The following is a 22,436-nucleotide window of genomic DNA, read 5'->3' on the forward strand; positions in this document are numbered from 1 at the left end:
TGAGTTAGTCTAAGACTATCTTTGCAACTTAAGCAAGGGTAGTTTTTTGTTGACTGAACACTAGCTGAAAAAGTATCTAGTAAGACTCTACCTAGAATATAAAGCGGTAGACGAGAGTGAACCTCAAAATCAGGAAAGTAAGACAGTTCTGTTTTAAAGCCGTACAATTTTAAACGGGTTAGTTTTACTAAAATAAATGTTCTTTTTAGATGACAGTAAGGTAGTAACTATAAATAGATTATATCAGAAATGAGAAAAGGAGGATATCACGAACTTGCCGCTTTTTGGTGACTCTCTTGATTGTATGGGAAATTTTATTGGGTAAATCTTTGACAAAGTTTTTTTTTGTGTACTATGATTTAGGTGACAGAAAGTTTTATATAAAAATAAATATGGTAGAAAACTGGTCTTTATAGTTTGTTTTTAAGCAACTAAATTGTTTTAGATAGAAATAAAGGAGATTGGAAATGCCGGGTAAGGATGGGGGATATCTGACACTCAAGATACGATTGTTGAATGGGCGGCTGTTTAACCGCTATCTCGCAATGGATCAGCGAGCGCTGTATAAGGCAGAACAAGGGAAAATTTTATCTGCTCTCTGGGAACGGCAGCCCCAGACAGCAACGGACTTAGCTAGGGTGACAGGACTAGCTACCAGCAGTTTATCCCTGATGTTAAAACGCTTGGAAGAACAAGGTTTGATTACAAGCCTTGCCTCTGCCAGTGATAAGCGCAAGCGTTATTATGAAACGACTTCACTGGGACTAGGCCAGCAAGAGGTTGGCCAATCTGTCAGTCAAAAATTGAGTGATGTCTTTTACCGAGGTTTTACAGAAGAGGAAATTACGGCTGTTGAAGGCTACCTTCAGCGCATTCTTAATAATCTGGAGTCTGAAGAGAAGAAATATTAAACTGGGAGGAAGTTATGAAAGCTATTGTTGTGGAAAAAGCGGGCGGCCCTGAGGTTCTTCAGCTAAAGGAAGTTCCCAAGCCTAAACTTAGGAAGGGTTGGTCGTTGATTAAGGTGAAGGGATTCGGTGTTAATCGCTCAGAAATCTTTACGCGGCAGGGTTATTCACCCAGTGTCACCTTTCCGAGAATTTTAGGGATCGAGGTGGTCGGACTAATAGAGCAAACGACCGATGAAAAACGTTTACCAGTTGGGCAAACGGTGGTATCACTTATGGGTGAGATGGGCAGAGATTTTGATGGCAGTTACGCAGAGTATGTGTTGGTCCCTAATCATCAAATCTATCCTATTGAGACTAGGTTAGACTGGGCACGGTTAGCTGCCGTTCCTGAAACTTACTATACCGCGTTTCTGGCGATGAAAAATCTACAGCTAAAGGCTGAGGATGCCGTCCTAGTCCGTGGTGGTACGAGCGGTTTAGGTCTGGCCTTTCTGCAGTTAGCTAAGGCGAAATATCCACAGATGACCGTAACGGCTACGACGAGAGTCCTGTCCAAAAAGTCCCAGTTGAAAAAGCTGGGATTTACAGATATTATTGAGGATAGGGATGGTCAGCTGCAGACCGAGCAAACCTACAGCAAAATACTGGAACTAGTTGGTCCCGCAACGATTATGGATAGCCTCGGTCACTTGCAGCCTTTTGGTATTGTTTCAAGTGTCGGCCAACTCGGTGGTAAATGGTTTTTAGAAGATTTTGATCCCATTATGGCTCTGCAAAATCATAAGTATCTGTCAACGGCCTATTCAGGCCTTGTTGATGAAGGGACTGTAGAGGAACTGTTTGCTTTCATTGATTATTATCAGCTTGATGTCAAGCCAGCGGGAATTCACCGCTTAGAAGACCTTCCAGATATTCATCGTCAAATGGATGATAGCCACAATCTTGGAAAACATGTTGTTTTATTAGAAGAGGCCCAAAATGGCACAAACATCTCTATTTGATCAAGATATGGAAGCGGCCCCCTTAGCCAGTCGTGTTCCTCCAACGACTTTGGAAGATTTTATCGGCCAGACACACTTGGTGGGGAGAAGGTGAATTTTTACGCCAGATGTGATCGATAGCAATCAGATTACATCAATGTTCTTCTGGGTGCCGTTTATTATAAGCCGCCAGATGAAGGGCAAAAAAGTAGGATTAAGCAGTGTTTGAACTCTATTAAAGATTGGAAAAACAGTCATTCGACGAATTTTGGGGGTAGTAGAAAGAAACGGCTCTCATTTAGATCGCTTTCCTTTGCAAAACCTATTATAGTAGCAGTAATAGGAATAGCAAAAGTATCATTTGATAACGGCTAAAAGGTATCGCGTCGACTAAGAGATTAAAAGTCATTTTCTCCTTAGCCATCTGCATTGCCTGCCCTAAAAGCTTGGCCTGCTTAATGTAAGACAGGTGCAGCGCTTCTAGTGAGGTTACTTGTTTTTTTAATGAACGGGTGCTATAATGATGAGCAAATCGGATACGATCTAAAGACTGTATAAAAAAGATAAATGGTTTAGAAAATTAGGACTTTCTGCTGATTCTCTATTTTCCTTTGAGTCACTTAACGGCTTTGCGACACTTCGTTTGGCTAGTCGATTTTACTAACCAAACGAAGTTAGTGGGAGAGGTAGCCAATTCACCATAGTGATTGGCGTTTGGTATCAAGTGCGAAGCTCTTAGATAACAAGCCTCTGCCGTATCTTAATTAACTGAACATGAAGCTAATCTCTTCGGAAAAAAGACCGACTTCTTTGTGTCCAAGGACACGGCGTCTGTCGCCTATTTTTCGGTCAGAGATTTTCGCTAAGCGAATCGCTTCTTTGTATCTTAGTAACTGAACACGCCTACACTCCTGCGAAAAAAGACTCACCTTCCTTGAATCTTTAGTGATTCATCGTCAGGTTCCCTATTTTTCTTTGGAGTGCTTAACGGCTTTGTATCTTAGTAACTGAACACGCCTACGACTCTGTGGAAAAAGATAAGGTCTCCTAGATGCCTACTGCATCTGCGTCGACTTTCCTATTTTCCTTTGAGTCGCTTAACGGCTTTGTATCTTAGTATAAGGAGGACTGCTATGCCTTATAATGAATTTCATCAAAAAATCGGAGAGTCTCTCCCCAACTTCACTCCCGGTGCTTTTCCAGATGTTGCGGTGCTTACTGGAAGGACAGTTGTCTTGGAGCACTTAGATATTGAGAAGCATTTGGATGATATCTATGACTTTGCTGTTACCAATGGACAGCCACAAGATTGGACCTATTTACCTGTCGGTCCCTTTGAAACGCGTCAAGAAGTGTCTGATTGGCTAGTGAGTTTATCGTACAAGACAGATGCCTATTTCTTTGCCATTCGGGATAAAGCAAGGAATAGGGTCGTCGGCCTCTTTTCTCTGATGCGTATCAATCCTGCCAACCGTACTATTGAAATGGGATGGGTTGTTTATTCTCCGGTCTTGCAGCATTCCATCGCAGCGACAGAAGCTCAATATCTGGCCATGTCTTATGTCTTTGAAGAGTTGCAGTATCGCCGCTATGAATGGAAGTGTGATGCCCTCAACCAGCGTTCGCATCAGGCTGCCCTTCGCTTGGGCTTTACCTTTGAAGGAACCTTCCGTCAGCACACGGTCTATAAGGGACGCAGCCGTGATACGAATTGGTTCTCCATTCTTGATAAGGAATGGCCTGCTCAGAAAGTACGCTTTGAGCGGTGGCTCTCACCTGATAATTTTGATGCCAACGGCCAACAGAAAAGATCTCTGCAAGATTAGATATAGCAGAGATAACAAATAAAAAAACACTTCTGATTTCTAGGTTACTAGATGTTAGCAGAAGTGTTTTTTCTATCTTCTTTATAGGTGCACTTTTACATTATGATAAATTTCTATCAATCACTAGTGTAGCAATAGTTTGTGAGATTCAGAAAAGGCAAGGATTATTTCTTGAAAGACAAGAACAATAGCTAACTGTACTTGAATTTAGAATCATAAAAATTATGCCAAATCGATCCAATATGCTTGACTTTTATTTTATATAAGTTATACTTGTATCATCAACAGGAACAACTTGCTGATTGTGTGGAATTGAAGATATTTCTTTTTTTGTTAAAAGAGACTTGTCTTCTTTGAAGTACATAATGGTTTAGGATTTCATGAAAGGAGTGCTATGGATACGAAATTTTCAGTGGCCATCCATATTTTAGCTATGATTGCTGAAACCAAGGAAAGCTTATCTTCACAAGCTTTGGCAACAAGCGTAGGAACCAATGCTAGCTATATCCGAAAGGTCATTGCTCTTTTAAAAAACGCTAATTTATTGACCTCGCATCAGGGCAAGGTCGGCTATGAGCTCACTAAGGCTCCCTCAGATATTAGCTTGTTAGACATCTATTATGCGACTCAAGAAGTGGCGCAGGTCAGGCTTTTTCAAGTCCACCAGCATGCCAATATGGATTGTCCTGTTGGCAAGCATATCGGAGAGGCCATCAGCCCAGTTTTCCAACAAGCAGAAAGACAACTAGCTGAGGAGCTAGCCGGTCAAAGCTTGGCAGATGTCATTTCCAACCTCTACAAACAAGCGAGTTTAGCCAAGTGATGAGCTTGGCTAATTATTAAAACCATCTTGTATCTGTATTAAAAACAAGAACAAGACAGAGTTGACAATTACCTCAATAATTACTAGCAGACCCAGCTCTGCTATTTCCAAAAATTAGAAAGAAGAAAATCATGAAAGCAGCACAATTAAACGCCTACAACAAAAACAATCTCAACCTTGACTTAGTCGATATCGCAAAGCCAACACCAGCGCAAGACCAAGTCCTTATCAAAGTATTGACTGCCGGTGTTAACCCACTGGATAACATGATTACTCGTGGTGAGATCAAGATGATCGTTCCTTATAAGACGCCCTTGATTGCAGGGAATGAAGTTGTGGGGATTGTCGAGGAGGTCGGCAGCAATGTGAACCAGTTCAAGAAGGGGGAACGTGTCTTTGGACGCCTGCCGTTAGATAGTATTGGTGCTTTTGCCGAATATGTGGCAGTGAACGCTGAAGCCTTGGCTATCGTTCCAGATTATTTGACAGATGAAGAAGCCGCTGGTGTGCCACTGACTGCTCTAACCATTATGCAGGCCTTAGAGCTGATGGATGCCAAAGCCGGGCAGACCCTTTTTATCTCAGGTGGAACTGGTGGCGTCGGAGCTATGGCTATCCCTCTTGCTAAGGCTAAAGGCTTAAATGTTATCACCAATGGCGGAGCTGATAGTCGTGATCGTGTCCTATCACTAGGTGTGGATCAATTTTTGGATTACAAGACACAGGATTATACCGAGCTCTTGTCAGATATTGACTTGGTTTTAGACACACTAGGCGGTGCGGAGACCGAGAAACAGATGACTGTCTTAAAACCTGCTGGTCACTTAGTGTCGCTTCGTGCTATGCCCAATGGGGCCTTTGCCAAGCGTATGAACCTTCCCAAATATAAGCAGCTTCTCTTTGCTCAAGCTGGTCGTAAATTCGATAAAATGGCTGATAAATATGGGGTCCATTATGACTTTATCTTCGTGAAAAGCAATGGTAAACAGCTGCAAGAAGTGGCAGATATCTTTACCGAGCGCCAGATCAAGCCGTCTATAGATAGCGTCTTTGCCTTTTCAGATGTCAATAAAGCCTTAGACAAAATCGCTAATGGTCGCTCACGTGGTAAAACAGTCCTCAGCATGAAAGGGTAAAACATGGCTTATTTAACAACTAAAAACCAATATATTACTGTTAATGGCAATAAAATCGCCTACCGTGAAATCGCAAAAGGTAAGTCAGAACGGCCTTTGGTCATGCTGGTTCACTTAGCAGCAACCATGGATAATTGGGATCCTAAGCTGATCGACCTTTTGACTCAAAAACAACATATTATCCTACTTGACTTACCAGGTGTTGGAGCAAGCGAAGGTAAGGTTGCCCCAACTATTCCAGGCATGGCTGAGCAGGTGATTGCTATTGTCAAGGCCATGGGTTATACCAGCATCAATCTACTGGGACTGTCCATGGGCGGTATGGTCGCTCAAGAAGTCGTGCGGCTTGCGCCCAATCTAGTCAACCGACTCGTTCTAGTTGGGACAGGGCACCGAGGCGGCGTCGGTATTGATAAAGTAACGGCAACGACCTTTCGTTACATGGCGCGTGCTGGTCTCCACCGCGTAGATCCTAAACGCTATATTTTTTACGGGCATGATGCTAAGGGCAAAATAGAGGCGGATAAGGTTCTCAGTCGTTTAGACAGCCGTGATCAGGCTTATACGGACAAGGCCATGGCAGTTCCGTCTTTCCTGCGTCAGCTTAAAGCCATCAAACGCTGGGGCAAGGCTGTTGAGGATGATTTAACCTTTATCAGCCAACCGACTCTTATCGCCAATGGGGATAAGGACATGATGGTGCCGACGGAAAATTCTTACATCATGCACAAAAAAATTCGCAATAGCCAGCTGATCATCTATCCCAATGCTGGTCATGGTTCACTCTTTCAGTATGCTGATCAATTTGCTAAGGACTTAGAGGATTTCTTAGGAGTGTCACATGACTAAAACCATCCTCATCACTGGATCAACAGACGGTATCGGCAAACACTTAGCCGCCAAGCTAGCCAGCGAAGGCCATGAGGTTATCTTACACGGTCGCAATCCCAATAAATTGCAGGCGACCCTGCAAGAGATTAAGGAGAATACAGAGAATGCTAGACTTCATACCTATCTGGCTGATTTGTGCAAGTTGTCAGACACGCTAGACATGATGAAAGCGATCACAAAAAAAGAAAACTGGGTATCCCAAAAGGGCCATTCCGTGGTCATGACCGCATAAAATGAAGCTAAACCGGCTAAAATTCTATTGTTTAGTCAAGGCTATAAACATGCTGACGCCCTAGTTCCCCATAAACAGTTCTTTACCTAATCTGATATTCTTGTTACAATAATAATCCTGTCAGTTATAAGCTTGCAAGTAATAGCAGTGACAGAAATTATAGAATAAGATTAGGAAGTGAACCATGAGCAAACTATCTACCAAACTCATCGCACAAAATACTATGATCGCAGCCATCTATCTAGTGCTGACCCTCATCAACCCTATCTCAAGTGGGATTTTCCAATTTCGCCTATCAACACTCTTGATGGCAGTTCCCTTTTTCTTTCCAAGGCTATCTTATGGTCTCGTGATCGGGGTCATGGTCAGTAACTTTTTTACAGGTTTCGGTCTGATTGATGTCTTGGGTGGCTTTGTCATCCAAACTCTATCTCTATTCGTCTATAATAAAATCTTCAAATCAGCCTACCTTAAGAGCTTTTTATACGCCCTAACAGCTGGTCTCGTCGTTTCAAGTGTCATTTTTTACGTAACCAAGATTCCATTTGAAAGCAAGGCTTTTGCCCTCAGCGTCTTTTCTGTAGGTGTTTCAAACTTCTTGATTGCCGTCATCGGTGTCTTTATCGTCGATAAATACCTCAAAACACCCCTAGAAAGATTCCTTATTTAAGTAGGGGCCAGTTACTATGGAAAATGTGTTTCCAATTTCTGTTATTATGGATAAACTCATGAGCGGGATTGCAGATTTGGTATAACTCATGGGGAGATATTAGTGGTTATCGGCCTTCCAAATAACACAAGATTTGTATAAAATTCTATCCGAGTTTGGATAGAATTTTTTGTAGCTATCATTTGGGCAATCATTCTACTCGTATTTTATTTTTAGGTTGAGCGTGTTACAATGACACTAGCATTAAAAAGAAGGAATTGAGTTATGGAGCCAGTCAATTTGTTGTTCACTGTCGATGATGCCTATGTCGAGCAGCTTAAAGTAACGCTCTATTCTGTTAAGCGAAATCTATCTGCTGCTGAGGTGCATGTTTATCTTCTGCAAAAAACACTCCTAAGAAAAAACGACCAGCTAGCTCGTTTTTGTCAAACGTTAGATTATCATTACCATCCTATTATTGTAGGGGATCAACCTTTCAAGGATGCCCCGACGACAGATCGCTATCCTGATACTATTTATTATCGCCTTCTGGCGCACGCGTTTTTACCGGAAGATATGAACAAGATTCTCTATCTGGATGCGGATATCCTCTGTCTCAATGATTTTAGAGAGTTTTACCAGCAAGAATTGGGGCTAAATCTCTATGCCGCAGCCAGTCATAATGCTGACAGTAAAGTTATGGATGTGATCAATCAGCTGCGCCTTCAGAATTATGAGATGGAGTCCTTTTATTTCAATACAGGTGTTCTCCTTATGAATCTTCCTATGATTCGTCAAACTGTAGAGCGTCAGGATATTTTAGAGTATATCGAAAAAAATCGGACCAAGCTGATTTTGCCTGATCAGGATGTCTTAAATGGCCTCTATGCAGACAGAGTACAAGCTGTTCCTGATGAGATTTACAATTACGATGCCAGATACAGTCGTTTGTACCAAGCACGCAGCAGTGGCAATTGGGATATTGACTGGGTCATTGAAAATACAGTCTTTTTGCACTTTGCTGGTCGAGACAAACCTTGGAAACCTAATTATACTACCCGCTATGCAGCTCTTTATAAATATATGGCTAAAAAAGCGCATGAGATTTAAAGTAGAGACGCTTAAAATCGACTCGAGTGTTGAAATGGAGGCAGACCAACGAAAGAACGGGAGAAGGCACAAGAAGGTTATTTCTGCGATCCGATTATGATGAAAGTATAGAAGATTAGTTGGGAAAAAGTTTTATTAATATTTAGTGCTATAACGGGAGAAAGATATGTACATCGAAAAACTTAAATACTTTATTGACCTATACGATTGTAGAAACTTTACTGAAACGGCGAGAAAAAACTATATTTCTCAAGCTACCATTAGTCAATACATTTCTAGCTTAGAGAAAGAGTTTGATACAGTATTTTTCGATCGTTCTAAAAATCCCATAAGACCTACAGAGTCAGGAAAAATATTTTATGATCATGCACAATTATTACTGAGGCAGTATGAAGAAACCCAAGAGGCTATTTGTCGTTCCCAAAGTCAACAAATTCCCAAAATTACTTTAGCTTATACATCTTTAAGTGATATAAAGTTACTGCTACCTCTTATTAGCTTTCTAAAGAATCAACCACAAGTTTTCAGTGTGGAGCTAGAAAAAGTTGACTGCAAGGATATTGAGAACTATCTTTTAAAAGGATTGGCTGATATGGCACTATCATTTTCAGAGGAGTTTATGAACGAGGACATATCAAAAATGATCGTTAAATCCGGGACTTACAGAGCTTTAGTTCCGAAAGGACACGATCTTTTTAAATATGATAGTATTGATGTCGAGAATTTATATAAGTATCCTTTGCTTATGCTAAGTGAAGAAAAAATGGGAAAGCCTTATCAAACAATGAGGGAACGTTCCTTGGAAGATGGCTTTTATCCAAATATAGCCAGAACTGTAGATGATTTTGAAGAAGGTTTCTTTTATATCCTCACTGAGCAGTTGATTGGATTTGCGATTGATGAGTATGCTCTTGATAATTTAAAAGGAATTATCAAGAGTATTCCCATAAATAGTAGTCAGCATACTTATGAACTTGTGCTAGCCTATAAGGATGACACTGAGAATGAAGCATTAGCCCAGTTTATAAGGCAGTTAAGCACTTACATATTATAAAAATTTATAGCTCATCACAAATCAGAATTGGCATTTTGGGAGCGTTTCACCTATAATAAGTTTATCTACTGAAAGTGAGGATATTCACATGGGCAAATTATTATTAACAGGCGTTGACGGAAATTTGGGTAGTCTTGCTGCGGATTATCTGCTTAGCCTAGCAGAAAAATCTAGCCTTATCTTTGGCGGCTATAGCAAGTCAGCTCTTGAAAAATATGAAAATCAAGGAGTTGAGACTCGCCAAATGAATTTCAACCACAAAGGTCTGGCTGAAAAATTTGAAGATGTAGCGGTTTTGGCCCTTATTTCTATGCCATTTGTTGGTGAAAAACGACAAGCCGCTCATAAAAATGTTGTAGATGCAGCTAAAGAAGCGGGGGTCAAGAAAATTATCTACACCTCTTTAGTCAATGCATCTGACCCAACCAATCCTAGTAAGGAAAAGATTGACCATGCTTTTACCGAAAAATATATAGAAGAATCTGGTCTCGATTATATTTTCTTACGGAACTCACAGTATGCTGAAGCCATGATTACAAACTATTTCACCTTTGTTCACGCAAATGCACCGCTTGCTAATAGCCAGGGCGATGGCAAGATGGCTTATATTTCTCGAAGGGATTGTGCAAAAGCAGTGGCTTACGCTTTGTTAGCAGATGATTTGCATAAATCTATACAAAATATTAATGGACCAGAGCTTTTGACTATGGCAGAGTTTGTGGCCATTGGTAATGACGTTACTGGCAATAATATTACTTATAAAGCAATTACCGACGATGAAAATTATGCTATCTTTGATGCTATGGGTGTCCCTCGTACAACCGATGGTGATTTTAAAGATAACTCTGAAGCCCCTTATTCATCGGAAGGTATGGTGACGTTTGCTCAAGCCATTCGTGAAGGTAAGATGGATCTTTGTACTGATGATTTTGAAAATCTTACGGGAGACAAGGCTTTGACTGTTCGGTATATGTTTGAACATGAAGCAGAATTCCAAGTTGGAGAGCGACACTCTCAAGATAATTAAATAATACAGCGACAACACCTCTTGCAAAATATAAAGACTTCCTAGCCGCTTCAAGCGTCTATGTTAGGTTTCCTATTTTGCTGTGTGTCGCACACTTTTGTCGCTTAATTAAAGGAGAAATATGATGACTAAAATTGTGGTTAATGGAGTTGACGGTAATTTTGGGGCTCAAGTTGCCAAAAATGTTTTAGAGTTATTGCCTAAGGAATCATTACTCTTTACAGCACCCAAAGAAGATGGATTAGAGTGGTGTAAGCGTGAAGGAGTTGCAACAGCTGTTGCCGATTTTACCTCTCAGGAAAATTTAGTTGAGGTCTTTGATAATGCTGATAAGGTATTGCTCGTATCGATGCCATTTGTTGGTGAAAAACGTCGTTTTGCTCATAAAAACGTGGTGGAAGCTTGTGTAAAAGCAAATGTTAAACAAATGATTTATACCTCAGTTCTTTCAGCAAGTCATCCCTTCAATCCAAGTATTGAAAATGTCGATCACAGCTATACAGAGGCATTGATTGAAAACTCACCATTAGATTATATTATATTGAGAAACTCTTTGTTCGCGGAAGCCTTTATTAGTGATTATCTACGAGCTGTAGAGACTGGTGAAGATACGATTTCAAAAAATATGGGAGATGGTCGTGTTTGGTTCATTTCAAGAAAAGATGCTGCACTTGCAGCTAGCTGTGCTTTGGCAAATGATTTATTACACCGAGAAATCTTGAATATCAATGGTCTGGAACCGGTGTCTTATCAACGCTTTTTAGATATTGCGAATCAGGCAACTCAAAATAATATTACTTATACAAAACTCACGGATGAAGAGCTTTATGCTTACTTTGACAGTATTGGTGTGCCTCGTGATACTGATGGTGATTTCAGTAAGAGTCCTATTCAGGCAACATCTGAAGGAATGGTCAGCTTTGGTACGACTGTTACTCAAGGGTTCTTAGATGTAGCAGCTAGTGATTTTGTTAAACTAACAGGAAGGCGGTCAATTACAGTTGCCCAAATGTTTGAAAGTCCAAAGGACTATCTCTTAGGCGATAGACATGTGGCGGAGTGAGGAGAAAGTGTAAAATAGTCAGAGAAGGTCACTTAGATCTTCTTTTTTATTGGAGTTATTCTCAATTGAATTTATAAATTGCTCTGTTCCACAACTATACGTGATATACAAATCAACAATTAAAAGCCCTTAAAATTGCTCGGTTTTAAGGACTTTTTGGATGTTTTGAAATAGCGATTGATTACTGTCTTACTCTATCAAGAAGTAATTTAATTTTGAGGTCGGTCTAAATTAGTACAATAAAAGTATCAATTCTTTAAATGGTTAATAGAGAGGCATCATTGCCCCCTACTCAGAATAGAAAATTGAAATTTAAGAATCGATTACTGATGTTTATTTTTCACCAAAATAGAAAGCAGAGAGTCAAAGGTGGGTTCTTTTAATAATTTGGCTTGTAGCTTTTCTGAAGTTATGAAATCTAAAAGTCGCTCATAGATGAATTCCATTTTTTCAGGTTCTTCTGCCTTTATGGCAAATAAGAAAACGAATTTTATTAGCTTACTATCCCAGGTAATCCCTTTTGGTGCAATTACAGGGAAAATGGTACTTGTTATGACAGCATCACCGAGTGGGTGTGGTAGGGCAACAGAGTCTGAAATGATGGTAGATGAGATACTTTCTCTTTCATAAATTTCAGTTAAAAAGTTCTCTTTGACATATCCTTGAGAGAGTAGTTCCGTATGTAAGTAACTTAGAACATCTTCCTTTGTCGATTTCTCATGTATAACATGGAAGTATTTAGCTGAAAGTAATCCTTCAGGAGTGTTGATTGAATGAACCACTAACTCGTTTATTTTATTACCAATTTGGGTCATTGAGGCATCTAAATCATTAATGTCGATAAAAACAATTTTAGAGCTATTTTCTCTAATAGGTATAGTAGACACAATTAGATCAAATCTATTGGATGACTTATCATAGGTTAAAAAAGTAGTGTAGGAGAGTTTTTCAATGCTAGAGAAGGTATTGGGAAATCTTCTTTTTATCTTAGCTTCAATGATTGAACTAAGGGTTTGTCCTGTTCCGCAAATAATAGCTAAAGATACTTGTTTGTGGTTTTCTGCGCTGTTACGTTCTATAGCATTTGCAAAGTGCAAAGCGATATATGAAATTTCATCTTCTGTAAAATGGATATTGTACCTTTTAACAATTTCTCTACTGCAGCCAATTGCTAAATCAAAGGCATAAGGGAAATTATTTTTGACAGTATTCAATAAAGGATTGTTTCGATTGCCCTTGATGGTTTGAATCTTAAGAAAAAGTTTTATATGTTCTAGCAGATTGTTTTCTAAGGTAAGATCATCAATCCAATTTGAATCAGTCAACTTTTGTAAAGTATTGTGGATGAGTTCAAGGATATTCTCAGCAAGCTCTTGATTTTCGTTGATTGCTGAATCATCGATGAGATGCGGAGAATTTTCAGCTATGCAAAAATTAATATAACTTCTTTCTATAGCTGATAGCTTTAAATCAAATTGCTTTTCAATGATTTTAATGAACTGGTTAATTACTGGTTTGAAATGTTGACTAAGTCTAATACTTTGCTCAAATTTAGATAGCGTATGCCCAGCTTTAACTCTACTGACAGTTAACAATAAGCTTGTAAAAATATTTCTTTGGAAGTAATCAGAATCAATAAATATTTCTTTAGAAAGTTGTTCCTCATAAATCTTATTAAATTGATCATAGTTGATATTGCTACAGACGTCTTTCTCGGCAGAAGTGGAAGCTGTGAGATATTCTGTAAAATTATTTTTGAAAATGAGATCTATGATGGCACTTCTAAAGTCTTGTTCTTGACCAAGTACTTTATATCCTAAATTACTTTTATTTTGAATTTTAAGATTATATCCAGTTAGGGATTGTCTTAAAGCGCGTAAATCACTGTAGAGTGTATTTTGGCTGACGAATAACACAGACTGAAGATAGTTGTGGCTGATAAATTCCTCAGAAGTTAAAAATAGGCGAATAAGAAAGGTTAGTCGGGCTTCAGAAGTCGTAAAAAGAAATGTTCCAGTATCTTGGTGAGACCAAAATTCATCAAAGGCCTTTTTATCAAAGTATTCTATGACATATCCTTTTTTCCTGATTAAAATGACATGCGCACCATGGTCTTTAATATAATCATTGATAGTATTGATGTCCGAACGGATGGTTCTGTCAGAAACACTACAGTATGAACTTAATTCATTAATGTGAACAGCCTCTTTTTTATTCAATAATAGATTCACGATATCATCAAGTCTTTGGTAGTCAAAAAAAGACATAAGAACCTCCTTATTCTTAGGCTATTTTTATTTTATCATAAAATCATTTTTGAAAATTTTGATGTTTTTCAAACAAAAAGTTGAAAAAAGTAAAAAATATTTTTTGCTTCTTGCGGAAATAAAGTGGAAAAAGGTGTTAGTGACGTCTCCGTATTTTGATGTTAAGATGTATCTGTAAAATGAAAGGAGGTCGAGTAATGGAATTTACAAAAGACAATATTTTATTAAATGTTAACGTTAAAGATAAGTTAGAACTGTTTCGTTATATTGCTCAGTATGCTGGGAAAAAGAATATTATTGATAATGAATCTGCATTAGTGGCAGCCTTTCTTGAAAGGGAAGAAGAGGTCTCGACGGGATTGCAAGATTCATTTGCCATACCACACGCAAAGTCGGATTTTATAAAAGTACCAACAGTTCTCTTTCTTAAGTTAAAGGAACCCATTGAATGGGAAACATTTGATGAGAAACCAGTATCAAATGTCTTTGTATTGCTGGTTCCTAGTAAAAACAGAGGCATATTGCATCTAGAAATGATTAGTAAAATTGCTACATCTCTTTTAGAAGAAGAATTCATTACCTCAGTCAAAAATTCATCAGATAAGGATGAATTAGAAAAACAAATCAAAAAAGCAATGGAAGGAGCTTATTAAAATGAAAATTGTAGGAATCACCTCTTGTCCAGCTGGGTTAGCTCATACACCAATGGCTGCTAAGGCATTGGAAAAAGCTGGTTCTAAATTAGGTTATAAAGTACGTATTGAGCAACAGGGTTCTATGGGACAAGTCAATAAGCTGACTGCTCAGGAAATTGCTGAAGCAGCGTTTGTTTTGTTAGCGACGGACCAAAAAATTGTAGATCAAGAACGTTTCGAAGGAAAAAAACAAATTCGAGTAAATATTGCAACATGTATTAAAGCACCAGAGGCTGTACTAACCAAATGTGTAGATGCAGTATTAAAAAAGTAATTAAGGTCGAATAAATAAAGGAGTGATTGGGATGAAAAAATTTCTTAACACGGCCAAAGGTCATTTAATGACAGGGATTAGTTATGCTCTCCCTATGATTATTGGAGCGTCATTAGTTGTAGCAATTCCTAAAATGATTGCTCTTGTAATGGGAATTACAAGCTTAGATCCCTATGCTGAAACGTCAGGATTCACGCATTATTTATATCAAATTGAACAGGTTGGTTGGGCTGGTATTGGCCTGATTAATACAGTTCTTGCGGGGTTTATTGCTTACTCAATTGCGGACAAAGCAGCCCTTGGAGCAGGTTTTATCGGTGGTGCGATTGCCTCAAAAACAAATGCCGGCTTCTTAGGAGCTATGATTGCAGGTTTTGTAGCCGGTTATGTTGTTGTCTGGTGTAAAAATCATATCAAAGTACCAGAAAAATATAATGGCATTTTACCTTTGATTGTTTTTCCGCTCTTTGGAACAATGTCCGTTGCTTTGGTTATGGGAGTTCTACTTGCAGATCCACTTGGCGCGATTAATACGGGACTTGTCGCATGGATTAAAGGCATGATTGAAAATGATGTCAATAAAGTTGTTCTGGCCCTTATTATGGGAGCTATGATTGGTTCTGATCTGGGTGGTCCAATCAACAAAGCATCTTGGATGGCTGGTAATGTTTTGCTAGCGGAAGGTATTTATCTTCCAGCAATTATCGTAAATGTTGCCATCTGTGCCGTCCCAATGGGGTATGCTTTTGCCTCACTTTTCCACAAAAATAAAATGAGTGATGAATTGTTGGATGCAAGTCGCAATAACTATGTGATGGGGTTCATTGGTATCACGGAAGGTGCCATCCCATTTACACTGGTAAACCCACTTAAGTTGGTTCCAGTTAATATGATTGGCGGTGCTCTTGCGTCAGCTATCGGTATTGCTCTTGGCATGTATGCTAAAATGCCTCCAGTTGGTGGTGTGTATGGTTTCTTTACAGTAGGCAATGGATGGGCTTATCTCATCGGTCTATTTGCTGGAGCAGCATTTATCGGATTGGTAGCCCCAATATTTGTCAACTTTAAAGAAAGTACTTCAACAGAAGACATTAGTGTTGATGATATCGAGATTAGTTTCGAGTAAATACGTATTATTAGCACATATCATAAGAGGTATGTGCTTTTTTAATAGGAAGGTTTAATCATGAAAAAAACTATACACATTGTTCCTCACTCTCATTGGGATAGAGAGTGGTATTTTACTACAAGTCGTTCAAAAATCTATTTGATGAATAATTTAAAGAAAGTTATTTCCTTATTAAAAGAAGAAAATGGTTATGATACTTATACTCTGGATGGGCAGGCTTCTTTATTGGATGATTATCTAGCTTGGTGTCCTGAAGATAGGGAAGTTATTAAAGAATTAGTCCAAGAAGGTAAGTTAATTATTGGTCCATGGTATACACAGACTGACCAAATGGTTATTTCAGGGGAAAGTATTGTCAGAAATATGCTCTATGGCATGAATATTTCCAAAGAGTTTGGTAATTACATGAATGTTGGCTATGTCCCAGATTCTTTTGGTCAATCAGCAGCAATGCCACAAATTTATAAAGAATTTGGTATTGAAGACACTCTGTTTTGGCGTGGTGTCAGTGATGATGATGTCAAGCAATCAGAGTTCAAGTGGCGTGGTGAAGACGGAACAACCGTTAATGCTTATCAAATTCAAGCAGGTTATTACATCGGTGGAGATATTCCAGAAGATGATAAGCGCTTAAAAGAATACCTACATAAAGAGCCCTATAGCAGAATTTGGGCAAGAAGTAGCACGGATCAGGTTGTTTTTCCAAACGGATTTGATCAAGCGCCGGCTAGGGAAAATCTCGTTGAATTAGTTGAGCGTATGAAGAAATTTTATGAAGGAGAATTTGAATTTAAAATTTCAACTTACACTGACTATATCCAAGCTATTAAAGAACAGCATCCTGAGTTAGAAGAAGCTGCTGGTGAGTTACTAAATGGCAAGTTGATGCGTATTCATAAGTCAATCTTTTCATCTCGCTCTGACTTAAAAAAATTGAATACTCAGGTACAAAACTACCTCGTAAACGTTCTTGAACCATTATTATCATTTTCTCAATCTTTAGGTTTTGAATATCCAGTAGAAGTAGTCAAAGAGATTTGGAAGTTGATGTTTGAAAATGCAGCTCATGATTCAATTGGTTCCTGTGTTTCCGATACTACAAATGAAGATGTCTATCTGAGATATAAGAAAGCGCGTGATTTAGCTGAAAATCTTGCAGAATTGAAGATGCGTGAAATTGTCATGAGGATCGATGCTGACCGAGATATTACGGCTACGGTGTTTAATCTATCAGGTAGAGAAAAATCGGGCGTTTTCGAGACAACATTCTATGTACCTCAGCATCATTTTGCTATTAAAGATGCTGAAGGAAATAGTTATGAGTACACGATTACTTCTTCCGAAGACCAAACGGACTACATCCTAGGGCAAGGAAATGTTCTAGATTCTACTAAAGAGACTTATAAACCATCAAAAGTCTTTAAGGTTAAAATTGCTATCAAGTTTGAGAATTTACCATCTTTTGGTTATAAGTCCTTCTATCTTGATTTGAATGCAGATACTCATCAGGAACAAGCAATTTCTCAATCAACAACTATTGAAAATCAGTATTATAGCATTACTTTGAATGCTGAAAATACAGTTAATATTTTAGATAAAATATCTGGTAAACTTTACTGCAACCAGGCAGTTTTACAAGAAAATGGAGATGGTGGAGATTCATTTAACTATTCTCCACCACGTGAAGATTTAGTCATTAACTCTAATGAGTTTGTACCAGCTGCTTCAACAAAAGTTTCTAAGTTAATCAGTACAATGAGTTTAAGTTATGATTTCAAGGTTCCAAGAAATCTTGAAGAGCGTGCAAAAGGTCTTAAAACAACAGATCTGCCAGTCAAATTGGATATTACTCTAAAAGATAAGTCACCAATTATCGAGTTTAACTTTGAGGTAGATAATCGTTTTGTAGATAGTCATCGCATGTGCGTGTTATTCAATAGTGAAATTGCTTCTAAATTCTCTAAAGCAGACCACCAATTCGGTGCTATCAAACGTCCAGTAATTACTGATAACATGGCATTGTGGGAAAAAGAGCCGGAGAAATGGAATGAAGTTCCAATTGCGATTGAAACCTGTCAGTCATTTGTCACCTTAGATGATGATGAACGAGGTGTTGCTGTTATTCCTAAAGGTGTTCGTGAATACGAAATAGTAGGAGACAATTTTGATACCATTCGTTTAACACTATTTAGAACCTATGGTCACATGGGTCGAGAAAACTTGTTATATAGACCAGGACGTGCTTCAGGTGAAACAGTCATTGAAACACCAGATGCTCAGTGCCATAAGGTCATGAGTTATCAATTTTCTGCTATCTACTATCAAGGAGATATGAATAATTATCATTTGGCAAATGTGGTGAGTGATTATCTTAAAGGTGTTCAGATTTATCAATATTCAGATTATCTAAATACGCGTCTTCGTTTTACACAATTTGAAGTTGAAAAAACACTAGATGTTAAGAACGAGTTATTCAAGTTAAATTCAGATGGAATTCTCAGTGTTGTTAAAAAAGCAGAAGAGCGTTCAGGTTATATTTTACGTCTTTATAATGGACAATACGATGAAGAGGTTTCGCCAGAAATTACTTTTAACAAACAGCCTTCAGTTGCAGAACTTGTAAATCTGAAAGAAGAAACAAAAGAAAGTCTAGATCTTGTTAGTGATAAAGTTTTATTGGGGCATTTAGGGTATAATAAATTTGTGACATTGTATGTAGAGTTCTAATAGGAGATTTAAATAATTGACTAATATATTATTTTTAAATCCTCTCAACCTTATACTCTCTGGGGGAATTGAAACTAAATAACCACCAAATAGGCAGCTTGAAGTCGTAGAAACGACTCTTGGTTTTGGTAGCTTACTATTGCTTTGATTAGCTTGTGCTATAAAATCTTCAAAGATAGAGACAAAAAATAAATCCGCCCCCACTTTTGGCTAGTTGGACGGAATTATTCTGTAAAACAAGCTGCCATTTTTTAACAGTTCTACATTGGAGTTGGATCGCCGTCCAGCTCCTTTTCTGCTTTATTGTACTATACTCAGTATTTTTTCAAATAAGTGTATAATTTCGTCCTGACGAAAACGTTAGGCATTTCTTTATCTTTGGTTTAATTTTCTATATTCATTTGGTAGCATACCATACCTATCTTTAAATTTCTGATAGAGTTGATTTTGGTTAGAGAAGCCTGCTTTTTCAGCGATTTCAGAGATAGTATATGTGGAGTTGACAAGATAATTTTCTACCTCGGCTATTCGTTTAGTCATCTGTATTTCTTTAAAAGATTTACCGTATGAGTTTTTCAAAAGACTCGAGAGATACTTTTCGTGGTAACCATATAGCTTGGCAAGCTTTTTAAGATTAATCTCTTTATAATTATTTCAATGTAATTGACGATATTAAAAATATTATTGGATAATGCATCTGAGAAATGAATTTCTGTTTGATTCTGATGTTCCCCAATATGCAGCAACTCAAGGAAAATTAGCGAAAAATAATACTGGATAGCTTGGTGCTTATAGTCTCTATCACTATAGTGTTCAAGGAGAAGGTCTTGAAATAGCCGTCTTATTTTGTTACTGTCCTTTGTTTTAAAAATAATATAGTTATTGTGGCTAGTATTTGAGTATAAAGTCTTACTAATAAAAGTAGACAATAAATTAGAAGTATCTACTGTTAGTAATGATTTAAGATAACTATTTTTCATCACTATATTAATAATAATATCATCATAATTTGGTTTCTTTTTTTCACGTATAACCTGTGTATCAAAGAAACAAATGTCTCCAGCCTCCAGTGTTACCTCCTTATTATTTATAACATAGGTGCATTTGCCAGAGTAGATGAAATTAAGATTAATGTTGGAATAAATATGAGGGGGCATGGGGGTGAAACGAGAATCTTTACGAATATGGAGAGGTGATACTCTTAACTTGTAATCGTTAATCTCAAAAATTTCTTTTCCATTCAATATTCGCTGGGGAGTACTGCCATTGTTATAACGCTTGGAAAGGCTATTAGGATTGGAAAGATAGTAATTTTCATTTTCTGTATAGGCAAATAAATGCTTTTCCAAAGAGTTTATATCTTGTTCAAAATTCATACCCCTATATTATCTTACTTTTTGATAGTAATCAACTATCTTTTTGACATTGTACACAAGTGCGTGCTTATCTATAATAAAAGTATAAAAAACACAGAAGGGAGCCTAAAATATGGCAAAAGATTATTCAGCTTTAGCCAAGGATATTGTGGCGCATGTTGGTGGAAAAGATAATATCATTGATTTACGCCATTGTGTTACACGTTTGCGTTTTACACTAAAAGAGCAATCCAAAGCTGATACTGATTATCTCAAAAAGAGAGAAGGAATCGTAACGGTAGTTCAAGCGAGTGGACAGTATCAAGTTGTAATCGGCAATCATGTACCTGATGTTTATGCTGCCGTGTTAGAACAAGGCATTACAGTATCTGGAAATACTGATGCAGATAATACAGCAGATACGAATACTAATTGGTTGAATAAACTGATTGATGTAATTTCTGGTATTTTCCAACCAGTACTTGGGGTAATGGCAGCGGCTGGGATCATTAAAGGTTTGGTAGCCTTGATGAAAGTCGTATTCACTATTTCTCCAGATAATTCTATCATAGCACTCTTGTTGAATGCAGCTGGTGATGGACTTTATCAATTTTTACCAATTATCCTAGCATTTACTGCTGCTAGAAAATTCAAAATGTCAGAATTTACTGCGGCAGCTATTGGTGCCGCTATGGTCTATCCTACCTTACCAGATGGGGTTGAGGCTCTTCAAAAAGTAGGCATTACCAGTGTTTTGGGAATTCCGTTTAGCCTTCCAGCTTCTGGAAGCTATTTATCGACAGTAATACCAATTATTTTGGCTGTCTGGTTTGCTTCACATGTTGAAAAAATCATTAAAAAAGTATCACCAGATTTTATGAAAATGTTTCTAATACCATTCGTGACTTTGATTTTGACTGTACCATTAGCGTTTATGATTATCGGACCAGTAGCGAATGTATTGTCAGATATCCTTTCTAAAATTTTTACTGGTATTTTAGATTTTAGCCCTGTACTATATGGTATTGTGATGGGTGGTTTATGGCAGGTGTTAGTTATTTTTGGTCTACACTGGGCGATAGTACCACTCGGCATCTTGCAATTTGCACAAAACGGTTGGACTAATATATTAGTTTCAAGTCAAGCAGCTGTATTTACTCAAACAGGACTTTTAATAGCGATTTTATTTAAAACTAAAGAATCAAAAGTGAGAGCCCTTGGATGGCCCGCAGCAATTTCATCTGTATTTGGTGTGACAGAACCAGCTATCTATGGTATCACTTTACCAATGAAAACACCGTTTTTGATTTCTTGTATTGTTTCAGCTGTTTTAGGTGGATGGACTCAGTTTTTTGGACTAAAGAATTATGCAATGGGTGCGCTCGGTATTTTTGGAGTCCCTGGTTATGTCAGCCCTAGCCAAGGATTGCGTCCTATGTTTATTCTTATCATTCTTGATATTCTTGCCGTTCTGATTTCGTTTACTATTCAAATGTTTGTTCCTGTTCCAAATTTATATGGGACACCTGATGAAAAATCTACTGTTAAGCAAGAGTCTGAAGTTACAACTTCAGCGGTTGAACCAATTGGAGAAGAAATCCAAAGTCCCATGATTGGCTCTGTCGTTCGACTTTCTGAAGTGCCTGATGAGGTCTTCGCTTCTGGTGCCATGGGGCAAGGTCTTGCGATTAATCCTACAGACGGTACAGTTGTTGCGCCGGCTGCTGGTGAGATTACTTTAGTGTTTCCAACTGGTCATGCTGTTGGACTGAAAACTGAGCACGGTGCAGAAATTCTGATCCATATTGGTATTGGTATGGATACTGTGTCATTGGCTGGTAAAGGATTCAAGTCTTTTGTTAAACCTGGTGATAAAGTAAGAGCGGGTAATCAATTGCTTGAATTTAACTTGTCAGAAATCAGGGAAGCGAAATTGTCAGTTATTTCACCTATTGTCATTACCAACGCTTCAGAGTATCAGGCTATTGAGCCGACAGTAGCAGGTACCATTAATTCTGGTGATTTCTTGATGAAGACAGTCAAGTAACTAAGAAAATAAGAGTCTGGAAATATCTCAGACTCTTTCTTGGATTAGAGATGAGGAAGAATGTTTACTAATATTCTTAATCAAGTATTTTTGATGTTTGTATTGGTTGGAATTGGGTTTATACTAAATAAAATTCAATTTCTTCATAAAGAGACAGGTTCTGATTTAACCAATATTTTGCTATATGTCATAAGTCCAGCGCTTATACTAAAGTCAATGCAGCAAGATCGGAGTTCCTAT

General features: G+C 38.1%; 20 protein-coding genes and 2 pseudogenes. 18 read left to right on the top strand and 4 right to left on the bottom strand.

What is annotated here, in order from left to right; all coding sequences use genetic code 11:
- Nucleotides 1-56: 56 nt before the first annotated feature.
- Nucleotides 57-191: pseudogene (locus tag ACFSN5_RS04935) on the bottom strand (MurR/RpiR family transcriptional regulator); the annotation flags it as partial.
- Between the two features lie 276 nt (nucleotides 192-467).
- Here ACFSN5_RS04935 and ACFSN5_RS04940 point away from each other — a divergent pair.
- The 13 genes and pseudogenes from ACFSN5_RS04940 to ACFSN5_RS05000 all read left to right on the top strand — a co-directional run bounded on the left by ACFSN5_RS04940 (nucleotide 468) and on the right by ACFSN5_RS05000 (nucleotide 11,702).
- Complete coding sequence (locus ACFSN5_RS04940; RefSeq protein WP_165211152.1) at nucleotides 468-911, top strand: MarR family winged helix-turn-helix transcriptional regulator; 444 nt, start codon at nucleotides 468-470, stop codon at nucleotides 909-911.
- A gap of 14 nt (nucleotides 912-925) precedes the next feature.
- Nucleotides 926-1,912 (top strand): alcohol dehydrogenase catalytic domain-containing protein, encoded by a 987-nt coding sequence (locus ACFSN5_RS04945; RefSeq protein ID WP_165211149.1) that lies wholly within the window; start codon nucleotides 926-928, stop codon nucleotides 1,910-1,912.
- A pseudogene (locus tag ACFSN5_RS04950) lies at nucleotides 1,890-2,066 on the top strand (replication-associated recombination protein A); the annotation flags it as partial. The gene ACFSN5_RS04945 and the pseudogene ACFSN5_RS04950, both read left to right, overlap by 23 nt.
- Nucleotides 2,067-3,024: 958 nt before the next feature.
- On the top strand, nucleotides 3,025-3,717 hold the full coding sequence (locus tag ACFSN5_RS04955) for a GNAT family N-acetyltransferase (RefSeq protein ID WP_165211147.1): 693 nt from the start codon (nucleotides 3,025-3,027) through the stop codon (nucleotides 3,715-3,717).
- Nucleotides 3,718-4,111: 394 nt separating this feature from the next.
- The gene (locus tag ACFSN5_RS04960) at nucleotides 4,112-4,540 is read left to right on the top strand and encodes an Rrf2 family transcriptional regulator (RefSeq protein WP_165211145.1); all 429 of its coding nucleotides are present in this window, start codon (nucleotides 4,112-4,114) and stop codon (nucleotides 4,538-4,540) included.
- A gap of 131 nt (nucleotides 4,541-4,671) precedes the next feature.
- Nucleotides 4,672-5,676 carry an NADP-dependent oxidoreductase gene (locus ACFSN5_RS04965; protein ID WP_165211143.1) on the top strand — a complete coding sequence of 335 codons (1,005 nt, stop codon included), beginning with the start codon at nucleotides 4,672-4,674 and terminating at the stop codon, nucleotides 5,674-5,676.
- Nucleotides 5,677-5,679: 3 nt separating this feature from the next.
- Nucleotides 5,680-6,525 (top strand): alpha/beta fold hydrolase, encoded by an 846-nt coding sequence (locus ACFSN5_RS04970; RefSeq protein ID WP_165211141.1) that lies wholly within the window; start codon nucleotides 5,680-5,682, stop codon nucleotides 6,523-6,525.
- A complete protein-coding gene (locus ACFSN5_RS04975; RefSeq protein ID WP_165211139.1) occupies nucleotides 6,518-6,799 on the top strand; it encodes an SDR family NAD(P)-dependent oxidoreductase in 282 nt (93 codons plus the stop codon). Before ACFSN5_RS04970 ends, ACFSN5_RS04975 begins: the two co-directional genes overlap by 8 nt.
- A 184-nt stretch (nucleotides 6,800-6,983) precedes the next feature.
- Nucleotides 6,984-7,469, top strand: a complete 486-nt coding sequence (locus ACFSN5_RS04980; protein WP_165211137.1) for a QueT transporter family protein — start codon at nucleotides 6,984-6,986, stop codon at nucleotides 7,467-7,469.
- A 264-nt stretch (nucleotides 7,470-7,733) separates the two neighbouring features.
- A complete protein-coding gene (locus ACFSN5_RS04985; protein WP_165211135.1) occupies nucleotides 7,734-8,558 on the top strand; it encodes a glycosyltransferase family 8 protein in 825 nt (274 codons plus the stop codon).
- A gap of 166 nt (nucleotides 8,559-8,724) precedes the next feature.
- The gene (locus tag ACFSN5_RS04990; RefSeq protein ID WP_165211133.1) at nucleotides 8,725-9,612 is read left to right on the top strand and encodes a LysR family transcriptional regulator; all 888 of its coding nucleotides are present in this window, start codon (nucleotides 8,725-8,727) and stop codon (nucleotides 9,610-9,612) included.
- Between the two features lie 88 nt (nucleotides 9,613-9,700).
- On the top strand, nucleotides 9,701-10,639 hold the full coding sequence (locus tag ACFSN5_RS04995; protein WP_165211130.1) for an NmrA family NAD(P)-binding protein: 939 nt from the start codon (nucleotides 9,701-9,703) through the stop codon (nucleotides 10,637-10,639).
- Nucleotides 10,640-10,760: 121 nt separating this feature from the next.
- The gene (locus ACFSN5_RS05000; RefSeq protein ID WP_241154202.1) at nucleotides 10,761-11,702 is read left to right on the top strand and encodes an NAD(P)H-binding protein; all 942 of its coding nucleotides are present in this window, start codon (nucleotides 10,761-10,763) and stop codon (nucleotides 11,700-11,702) included.
- 323 nt (nucleotides 11,703-12,025) lie between these two features.
- On the opposite strand, the gene ACFSN5_RS05005 is transcribed toward ACFSN5_RS05000, so the two are convergent.
- A complete protein-coding gene (locus ACFSN5_RS05005) occupies nucleotides 12,026-13,969 on the bottom strand; it encodes a BglG family transcription antiterminator (RefSeq protein WP_165211127.1) in 1,944 nt (647 codons plus the stop codon).
- A 197-nt stretch (nucleotides 13,970-14,166) separates the two neighbouring features.
- Between ACFSN5_RS05005 and ACFSN5_RS05010 the strand changes: the two genes are divergently transcribed.
- The 4 genes from ACFSN5_RS05010 to mngB are packed head-to-tail and all read left to right on the top strand — an operon-like array spanning nucleotide 14,167 to nucleotide 18,794.
- Nucleotides 14,167-14,622, top strand: coding sequence for a PTS sugar transporter subunit IIA (locus ACFSN5_RS05010; protein WP_165211124.1), 456 nt, complete (start codon nucleotides 14,167-14,169; stop codon nucleotides 14,620-14,622).
- A 1-nt stretch (nucleotide 14,623) separates the two neighbouring features.
- Complete coding sequence (locus ACFSN5_RS05015) at nucleotides 14,624-14,938, top strand: PTS fructose transporter subunit IIB (RefSeq protein WP_165211121.1); 315 nt, start codon at nucleotides 14,624-14,626, stop codon at nucleotides 14,936-14,938.
- 31 nt (nucleotides 14,939-14,969) lie between these two features.
- Nucleotides 14,970-16,064, top strand: coding sequence for a PTS fructose transporter subunit IIC (locus ACFSN5_RS05020; RefSeq protein WP_165211118.1), 1,095 nt, complete (start codon nucleotides 14,970-14,972; stop codon nucleotides 16,062-16,064).
- A 60-nt stretch (nucleotides 16,065-16,124) separates the two neighbouring features.
- Nucleotides 16,125-18,794, top strand: coding sequence for a mannosylglycerate hydrolase (mngB, locus tag ACFSN5_RS05025; protein ID WP_165211115.1), 2,670 nt, complete (start codon nucleotides 16,125-16,127; stop codon nucleotides 18,792-18,794).
- 372 nt (nucleotides 18,795-19,166) lie between these two features.
- Here mngB and ACFSN5_RS05030 read toward each other — a convergent pair whose 3' ends face one another.
- Together ACFSN5_RS05030 and ACFSN5_RS05035 are read right to left on the bottom strand one after the other, a co-directional pair.
- Nucleotides 19,167-19,373, bottom strand: coding sequence for a helix-turn-helix domain-containing protein (locus tag ACFSN5_RS05030; protein WP_241154252.1), 207 nt, complete (start codon nucleotides 19,371-19,373; stop codon nucleotides 19,167-19,169).
- The gene (locus ACFSN5_RS05035; RefSeq protein WP_241154253.1) at nucleotides 19,370-20,170 is read right to left on the bottom strand and encodes an AraC family transcriptional regulator; all 801 of its coding nucleotides are present in this window, start codon (nucleotides 20,168-20,170) and stop codon (nucleotides 19,370-19,372) included. Before ACFSN5_RS05035 ends, ACFSN5_RS05030 begins: the two co-directional genes overlap by 4 nt.
- A 112-nt stretch (nucleotides 20,171-20,282) precedes the next feature.
- Between ACFSN5_RS05035 and ACFSN5_RS05040 the strand changes: the two genes are divergently transcribed.
- On the top strand, nucleotides 20,283-22,196 hold the full coding sequence (locus ACFSN5_RS05040; RefSeq protein WP_165329256.1) for a beta-glucoside-specific PTS transporter subunit IIABC: 1,914 nt from the start codon (nucleotides 20,283-20,285) through the stop codon (nucleotides 22,194-22,196).
- Nucleotides 22,197-22,436: the final 240 nt, after the last annotated feature.

The sequence above is a fragment of the Streptococcus tangpeifui genome (genome assembly GCF_044503215.1).
GTDB classification, from domain to species: Bacteria; Bacillota; Bacilli; order Lactobacillales; family Streptococcaceae; genus Streptococcus; species Streptococcus tangpeifui.

Excerpts from the sequence above, each read along its gene's own strand:
- ACFSN5_RS04975 (WP_165211139.1), top strand. The coding sequence starts at position 6,518 with ATGACTAAAACCATCCTCATCACTGGATCAACAGACGGTATCGGCAAA.
- ACFSN5_RS04985 (WP_165211135.1), top strand. The coding sequence starts at position 7,734 with ATGGAGCCAGTCAATTTGTTGTTCACTGTCGATGATGCCTATGTCGAG.
- mngB (WP_165211115.1), top strand. The coding sequence starts at position 16,125 with ATGAAAAAAACTATACACATTGTTCCTCACTCTCATTGGGATAGAGAG.
- ACFSN5_RS05020 (WP_165211118.1), top strand. The coding sequence starts at position 14,970 with ATGAAAAAATTTCTTAACACGGCCAAAGGTCATTTAATGACAGGGATT.
- ACFSN5_RS04945 (WP_165211149.1), top strand. The coding sequence starts at position 926 with ATGAAAGCTATTGTTGTGGAAAAAGCGGGCGGCCCTGAGGTTCTTCAG.
- ACFSN5_RS04960 (WP_165211145.1), top strand. The coding sequence starts at position 4,112 with ATGGATACGAAATTTTCAGTGGCCATCCATATTTTAGCTATGATTGCT.
- ACFSN5_RS04990 (WP_165211133.1), top strand. The coding sequence starts at position 8,725 with ATGTACATCGAAAAACTTAAATACTTTATTGACCTATACGATTGTAGA.
- ACFSN5_RS04970 (WP_165211141.1), top strand. The coding sequence starts at position 5,680 with ATGGCTTATTTAACAACTAAAAACCAATATATTACTGTTAATGGCAAT.
- ACFSN5_RS05015 (WP_165211121.1), top strand. The coding sequence starts at position 14,624 with ATGAAAATTGTAGGAATCACCTCTTGTCCAGCTGGGTTAGCTCATACA.
- ACFSN5_RS05035 (WP_241154253.1), bottom strand. The coding sequence starts at position 20,170 with ATGAATTTTGAACAAGATATAAACTCTTTGGAAAAGCATTTATTTGCC.
- ACFSN5_RS04940 (WP_165211152.1), top strand. The coding sequence starts at position 468 with ATGCCGGGTAAGGATGGGGGATATCTGACACTCAAGATACGATTGTTG.
- ACFSN5_RS05010 (WP_165211124.1), top strand. The coding sequence starts at position 14,167 with ATGGAATTTACAAAAGACAATATTTTATTAAATGTTAACGTTAAAGAT.
- ACFSN5_RS04965 (WP_165211143.1), top strand. The coding sequence starts at position 4,672 with ATGAAAGCAGCACAATTAAACGCCTACAACAAAAACAATCTCAACCTT.
- ACFSN5_RS04955 (WP_165211147.1), top strand. The coding sequence starts at position 3,025 with ATGCCTTATAATGAATTTCATCAAAAAATCGGAGAGTCTCTCCCCAAC.
- ACFSN5_RS05000 (WP_241154202.1), top strand. The coding sequence starts at position 10,761 with ATGATGACTAAAATTGTGGTTAATGGAGTTGACGGTAATTTTGGGGCT.
- ACFSN5_RS05005 (WP_165211127.1), bottom strand. The coding sequence starts at position 13,969 with ATGTCTTTTTTTGACTACCAAAGACTTGATGATATCGTGAATCTATTA.
- ACFSN5_RS05040 (WP_165329256.1), top strand. The coding sequence starts at position 20,283 with ATGGCAAAAGATTATTCAGCTTTAGCCAAGGATATTGTGGCGCATGTT.
- ACFSN5_RS04995 (WP_165211130.1), top strand. The coding sequence starts at position 9,701 with ATGGGCAAATTATTATTAACAGGCGTTGACGGAAATTTGGGTAGTCTT.
- ACFSN5_RS04980 (WP_165211137.1), top strand. The coding sequence starts at position 6,984 with ATGAGCAAACTATCTACCAAACTCATCGCACAAAATACTATGATCGCA.